Here is a 6,804-nt window from a genome sequence, read left to right on the forward strand (position 1 = left end):
GCCGGTTTCTTCATACGACCGTGCCACGATCCGCGTTTGCCTTCCTTTTTTCACAGCAAAAGATACATTCACCAAATGATGCGCCGTATCCACTTCCACGGTCTGGATCGCGTTAGAACCTTTGATCGCCGACGGCAGGATCCTGGTTTGATTGGTGGTCAGCTGGGTGTAGATCAGTACCGGTTCATTGCGTACCATGCCGGCCATGAACACTGAATATCCCAATGTTTTGAAGTCGGTGATTTCAAAACGGTCCAGCGTATTGATTGTAAATGTTTCGACGAAACCCGGCCCGACATTGACCTTGACGATCTGATACGACGAACTCCGGTATTTGCTGAAAAGCAAAAAAACAGCCTGCCCGTCGTAGGACGAAGCCATATAATCCAGATTGGATTCAATGGGGCCGTCGATAGACCAGACACGTTCGAGGTTCGTATCAAATTTTTGTACATTGAATGTACCCCTCTCCGGCTTTGATATCAATAAAACGCCCTGCTCACCGAGCGGAACGGTCTGGTAGGCAGCATTGCCGGATAGGGGCAGCTCTATCCGCTTCACTCCCTGCGCACAAACGGATAATGATTCGCCTGCAAGTGAGATTAGCGTAAAAGCCAGCAGTAAGAAAAATCGCTGATTAAGATTCATGTGCCAACGCAACAATAATGTCAAATTCTTCCGGCTTTACGGCCACTACCGACAACCTGGACAGTCGGATCAGGTCCATGCCTTTCAAACGCGGATCTGCTTTGATCTGTGCCAATGTAACGGTTTTTGGAAAAAGCTCAACTGGAACCAGATTTACAACCACCCATGCTTCCTCTTTGGTAGTAGGGTCGGGGTAATGTTCTTTCGATACTTTGGCGAGTCCGACTACTTCCTTACCTTCATTACTATGGTAAAAAAGAATGGGGTCGCCTACTTTCATGGCCATCAGGTTGTTGCGTGCTGCATAGTTACGTACGCCGTCCCACATGCCTTCACCTTCTTTAACGAGATGATCCCAGGAATATTTAAATGGTTCAGATTTTACAAGCCAATGATTCATGATTAAATTTAGGTATCTCAAAAATTTTGAAATTTCGCAGGAAAGAGTGGCGTTCGTGCCGATCAGGGAAATTTAGGGAATTTGCTGAAATCGGGCTGACGTTTTTCGAGAAAAGATTTCTGCCCTTCCTTAGCCTCTTCGCTCAGGTAGTAAAGCAATGTAGCATTACCAGCCAGTTCCTGAATACCAGCTTGGCCGTCCAGTTCTGCATTGAACGAGCTTTTGAGCATTCTGATAGATAATGGGCTTTTCTCCTGAATTTTTTTGCACCATGCCACCGTGGTTGTTTCCAACTCTTCCAAAGGAACTACTTTGTTAACCAGCCCCATTTGCAATGCTTCCTGCGCGTCGTACTGATCGCATAGGAACCAGATCTCTCTCGCTTTTTTCTGACCTACTACCCGGGCAAGGTAGGATGCGCCAAAACCACCGTCGAAACTTCCCACTTTTGGGCCAGTTTGTCCGAAACGGGCATTGTCGGCAGCGATAGACAAATCACAGATCACATGCAACACATGACCGCCGCCAATCGCCCAGCCTGCCACCATCGCGATCACCGCCTTTGGGATGGAGCGGATCATTCGTTGCAGATCGAGTACATTCAAACGCGGAACATGGTCCTCGCCTATGTAGCCACCGTGCCCGCGCACCGACTGGTCGCCGCCGGAACAGAATGCTTTACCGCCTTCTCCTGTCAGTATGATCACATCAATGCGCGTGTCTTCGCGACAGATGTGCATCGCGTCGATCATCTCCGTTACGGTTTGCGGAGTGAATGCATTGTGTTTATGGGGACGGTTAATGCTTATTTTTGCAATTCCTTCGTGCAGTGTAAAAAGAATTTCCTCGTATTCCTTAATGGTTTCCCATTGAATTGAACTGGACATAAATCAGAAATGTAAATGAATAATGAGTGCAACGGATTTGGAATGATAATAGATCCGTCGGAATAATCTGCGAAATTACAGATTGTTTGGTTTTCCTTCCAAAACAAATGAATAAGATGACACGATTACAACGCTGTTCAACAGAATGACCTGGAATATAAATACGACCGAACTCCTGAAAACGCCACGGCCGGAGCATCCTTATTTTTCCAAAGCGTATGACTTTATGGAATCGTGGCAGCAGGGCCAGATGGAATTTACATTGCAAACCTCCGGATCGACGGGCACGCCTAAGGCGATCCAGGTTACGCGAAAGCAGCTGACGGCCAGCGCACTCATGACCGGAAAAGCATTGCAAATTGGCAAAGGTACCCGCGCACTCGTATGCTTGAATGCATCCTACATCGCGGGACTCATGATGCTCGTGAGGGGAATGGAGCTCGATTGGGAGCTCACGATCGTCGAGCCGTCGTCTAATCCGATGATCGGTTTGTCGCATGATGTACATTTTGATTTCGTAGCCATGGTACCCATGCAGCTCACGGCCTGCTTGGAAGATAGCCGCACCCGGTATTTGGTGAATAGTCTGGGCAAGATATTACTTGGCGGTGCGCCGGTAGGTGTATCACTTCAAAAAGGAATTTCAGACTTGCAAATTCCTGTCTATCAAAGTTATGGAATGACGGAAACCGTTTCTCACGTGGCGCTCAAAAAGCTGAATGGCCGTGATGTGACGGGTCGTTACTTTTTTTTACCGGGGATTCAGTATGGTACCGACGCCAGAGGATGCCTGTTTGTGTCGGGCGAAGTGACCAACGAGCTGGTGGTGCAAACCAATGATCTCGTCGAAATTTCCGGCAATACATTTGAATGGATCGGGAGGGCTGATAATGTGATCAATTCGGGCGGTATCAAAATCATCCTGGACATCGTCGATGCGTTGGTAGCGCAGGTTTTTCATGATCTGCACCTGGTCAATGCATTTTTTACCTGGTATCAGCCGGACGAAAAGTTGGGGCAAAAATTGGTGCTAATCGTTGAAGGCTCAGCGGAGTTGGTCGTCGAGACAGATATCCTGGCAGAAATTAGGGCTCAGGTTTCCGCCTATGAAACCCCGAAACATGTTTACTTTGTGGATCAATTTACCAAAACAGCTACCGATAAGGTGGATAAACGCGAAACGGTTCAACAACTTTTCGGATCATAAAAATGGATAAAACTCTTCAGATACCCGGGCAATATATCATTCGTTTTCAAACTGCAACGGTTGTTCCGGCTCCCTATGCCCATTTTTACACCTTGCAAGTGGACATTGAATCGGAAGATGACATCATGGTGGATTTCGGGATCACGTACACCGACAGGGACGATCTGGATGAGGATGATCTGCTGGACGAAGGCTTTTCGCCGGAGGATGATTATCAGTGGAACGGCTCAGTTCCCACGATCTGGATTGAGGAATTCCGTACGATCCTGGATTCTTCCAAAATAATCCGCAGGCGCGAAGAGAGCGAATTTGAAGATTTTATTGAAGTAGAATTGGATGAAAATGGAAAAAGGGTGACAATCTATCCGGTGGACAAAGAGCGTTGGTCGTATTTCCTTCAGGAATTCATCCAGGCCATTTTTGAAACAGGTGGGAGAGAGAATCCTTTCGAACTGACTTATGTTGACAATGACGGAGAAAAGGAAACAATCATTGACTTGAAAGCATCATTCGCGAAAAAGACATTTACGATCAGCAAAAACAAAAGTGCTTTGCGTAACCTGGACTGGACACAGCTGCAAAAAATAATGGATACGGTTTACAAAGCAGAATTTGTACCTGACAATGCTTCTGATTCCAAGCCTTCCAAAAAGGGTAAATACATTACGGCCGGCGACGGGCTTTGGTACCAGCTGGGCGTGGCGGTGCTGGAAACTACATCCAAAAGCAAGGATCTGGCGAAAATTGAATCATTGTTCAATACATTGGCCAAGTAACTAACTACTCGGCTTGCCGGTACTGACTAAGTTCGATCTGAAGTTCGTCCACGAGCTGGGCGACCCTCTCCATGGAAGGCTGTGGTACCGGCATCTGCAAACTGACAAAAGCCTTTATTTCCCATACTTCGAGGACATCTTGCAATGGAACTTCAAGTTCTGGAAAATGAGGGTTATCGGATGTTAACAGCAACACGCCTGCTGTTTTGACGTGGTTGAATGCATTTCTGTAAATCAATCCCTGGCTCCTCAACAAAAATACATATTGCATTCCATCCTTGATATCGTACCAGTTTCGAATAAATGTCCCGACGAGCAATGCGTTGGGATATACAAAATCGTCACCACTTTCGAACGCCCTGTAATAACCTGATGGCAGATTAGGCAGCTGAAATGATGGTAAACGGGTGAGGTACCCGGGATTTTGAAAATTAGTAATGTACTCCTGCTGCAAGTTGCGCGCTACCCATTGAATGGTGGGATAGCTGCTTGCCCGGTCTTCAACATGCGCATTGAACTGACTCCCCTGGTATTGATTATTAAAAACGAGCGGCTGTTCTGATTCCTGTGCAACCATCGGCTGATGCACTCGTTGCTGCGCTGGCTGCTGATAAGCGACTGGCTGAGGCACTGGGCGTGCAGGTGCCTGAGGCATATCCCCATTGATCGGTTTCAGATTGATCTGTCGGGAAACCTGGCGGATCTGCGGCTCAGGTTGCTGATAGGCTTCAATGATTTTGGAAAGTGGCTGCGGTTCGGAAAACGCGGGTATCCTCGTCTGTGCCGACGGCTGCACGTTCCCTGAATGCGAAACCGTCATAGGCCGTGAGGCATTCAGCGGCAAAGACATATCCGGCGTTTCCCTTAGTTTCCTGAGATCGTTTTTTAGCAAATTATCGACAGTAATGCCGAACGCCGTCGCCATGTTCTTAAGATTAGTAAGATTGGGATTGGCGCGGGCTTCCTCATAGGCGCCCAGCAATGACCGCTTGATAGCGATCTTTCGGGCAAATTGCTCTTGTGTGAGGCCATTGAGCCTTCTGAGGTATTTGATGTTGTTGCTGACGATACTCATGAGATGGCCTTTCAGTGAAAGTACTTACTAATTGACAAATCTTTTAGTAAAAAGCAAATGCAGCCGATTTTACTCTACTGATAAATCTCTTTTTTCGCAGCTTTGAATGTATTGGTAAGCAATCCGCAGATCGTCATCAGTCCCACGCCGCCCGGTACCGGGGTAATGTAACTGGTCTTGGGAGCTACATTATTAAAATTAACATCTCCTTTGATCGAAAAGCCGCTTTTCTTGGTTGCGTCCGCGACACGGGAAATACCTACGTCTATTACCACCGCACCTTCTTTCACATACTCGGCTGTCACAAATTCGGGTCTTCCCAATGCTACGATCAGGATATCCGCAGTCTGGCAGATTTCTTTGAGATTTTGTGTTTTGCTGTGTGTGATTGTGACGGTGCAATTGCCCGGATATTCGTTGCGCTGCATCAGAATGCTCATTGGAAGGCCTACGATCTGGCTGCGACCAATTACTACACAATGTTTTCCACTGGTTTCAATGCCTGCACGGATCAGCATTTCAAGAATGCCGAATGGTGTGGCGGAAATGTAAGCTGGCAAGCCTTTGCACATTTTGCCGACATTCACCGGGTGAAAACCGTCCACATCTTTGGCAGGGTTTACTGCCTCCATGATCGTGTTTTCTGAAATGTGTTTGGGCAGAGGAAGTTGTACGATAAACCCGTCCACATCAGGGTCATTGTTCAATGAAGCTACGGCTTCCAGTAGAGCTGCCTCGGTAATTTCCGGCTCAAAACGCAGTAGGGTAGAAGTGAAGCCTATTTCTTCGCAGCTACGGATTTTGGAAGCTACATAAGTTTCGCTGGCTCCGTCCGCACCGACCAGAATGGCTGCCAAATGAGGTTTTTTTCCGCCTGCGGCAATCCATTTTTCTACTTCCTCTTTAATTTCAGATTTAATTTGGGATGAAATCGCTTTCCCGTCCAGTAGTTGCATTATTTATCTTCTAGTAAAAATTTCTTAATCAATGTTTCCATGCCAGTCGTCGCTTTTTCCTGAATGAATGTCATATTACGTTTCAGGTTGATATCCGGTTTGGCGGGGTCAATAATGTAAATGGGTTTTCCGGCGGGTACATAATGAACGAGTCCGGCGGCGGGATAAACGGCCAGCGAAGTGCCTATGACGAGAAATATGTCAGCTTCTTCGGTTATTTCCACGGCCGTTTCCATCATCGGTACTTCCTCACCAAACCACACAATATGCGGCCTGAGCTGGCTCCCTTCCTCGCACAAATCCCCGGTTTTGAGTTCCCAGGAAGTCATTTGGTAAACCAGATCAGCGTTTTTAGTGCTTCTGGATTTGAAAAGCTCGCCATGCAAATGGAATACTTTGGTAGAACCGGCGATCTCGTGCAGGTTATCGACGTTTTGTGTAATAATCGAAACGTCATAGTCTTTTTCAAGCTCCACCAACGCATAATGTGCGGCGTTGGGTTTTACGTCCGCTGCCTGCTTTCTCCGCTGGTTGTAAAAATCCAGGACAAGCTCCTGATTTCTGATCCACGCCTCAGGAGTAGCCACGTCTTCAATGCGGTAATTGTCCCACAAACCGTTGTTATCCCGAAAAGTACTGATACCACTCTCAGCGCTAATGCCTGCTCCGGAAAGTACAACTAGTTTTTTCATGGTTTGTTTTGGTTAGTTTAATGGTTTTTGCCACGAATGCACGAATTAGCACGAATTCGAATTTCAAATAACATTCGTGCTGATTCGTGCATTCGTGGCAAAATATAGCATATAACCAATCAGATTTTCTTAGCCGCTTTTTTAACGGCAGGCTTTTTAGCTG

Annotated in this window: 7 protein-coding genes and 1 pseudogene; 2 read left to right on the forward strand and 6 right to left on the reverse strand. The window is 46.9% G+C overall.

Annotated elements, in window-relative coordinates; all coding sequences use genetic code 11:
* From ABIO93_RS10510 to menB, 3 genes and pseudogenes are all read right to left on the reverse strand, one after another.
* A pseudogene (locus ABIO93_RS10510) lies at positions 1–648 on the reverse strand (hypothetical protein); the annotation flags it as partial.
* A complete protein-coding gene (locus ABIO93_RS10515; protein ID WP_348067280.1) occupies positions 638–1,048 on the reverse strand; it encodes an EVE domain-containing protein in 411 nt (136 codons plus the stop codon). The pseudogene ABIO93_RS10510 and the gene ABIO93_RS10515, both read right to left, overlap by 11 nt.
* 62 nt (positions 1,049–1,110) lie before the next feature.
* Complete coding sequence (gene menB, locus ABIO93_RS10520; protein WP_348067282.1) at positions 1,111–1,935, reverse strand: 1,4-dihydroxy-2-naphthoyl-CoA synthase; 825 nt, start codon at positions 1,933–1,935, stop codon at positions 1,111–1,113.
* Between the two features lie 145 nt (positions 1,936–2,080).
* Here menB and ABIO93_RS10525 point away from each other — a divergent pair, with 145 nt between their 5' ends.
* Positions 2,081–3,142: an AMP-binding protein gene (locus ABIO93_RS10525; protein WP_348067284.1), complete on the forward strand. Its 1,062-nt coding sequence runs from the start codon at positions 2,081–2,083 to the stop codon at positions 3,140–3,142.
* 2 nt (positions 3,143–3,144) lie between these two features.
* Entirely contained in the window at positions 3,145–3,918 is a 774-nt protein-coding gene (locus ABIO93_RS10530; protein WP_348067286.1) for a hypothetical protein, read from the forward strand.
* A gap of 4 nt (positions 3,919–3,922) precedes the next feature.
* Here ABIO93_RS10530 and ABIO93_RS10535 read toward each other — a convergent pair whose 3' ends face one another.
* The 3 genes from ABIO93_RS10535 to ABIO93_RS10545 form a co-directional block, all read right to left on the reverse strand.
* Positions 3,923–4,993, reverse strand: a complete 1,071-nt coding sequence (locus ABIO93_RS10535; RefSeq protein ID WP_348067288.1) for a helix-turn-helix domain-containing protein — start codon at positions 4,991–4,993, stop codon at positions 3,923–3,925.
* Positions 4,994–5,067: 74 nt separating this feature from the next.
* Entirely contained in the window at positions 5,068–5,949 is an 882-nt protein-coding gene (locus tag ABIO93_RS10540) for a tetrahydrofolate dehydrogenase/cyclohydrolase catalytic domain-containing protein (protein WP_348067290.1), read from the reverse strand.
* Positions 5,949–6,641 carry an NAD-dependent deacylase gene (locus ABIO93_RS10545; protein ID WP_348067292.1) on the reverse strand — a complete coding sequence of 231 codons (693 nt, stop codon included), beginning with the start codon at positions 6,639–6,641 and terminating at the stop codon, positions 5,949–5,951. The genes ABIO93_RS10540 and ABIO93_RS10545 overlap by 1 nt, the downstream gene beginning before the upstream one ends.
* Between the last annotated feature and the right edge of the window lie 163 nt (positions 6,642–6,804).

Source organism: Dyadobacter sp. (assembly GCF_039919315.1).
Lineage (GTDB): Bacteria > Bacteroidota > Bacteroidia > Cytophagales > Spirosomataceae > Dyadobacter.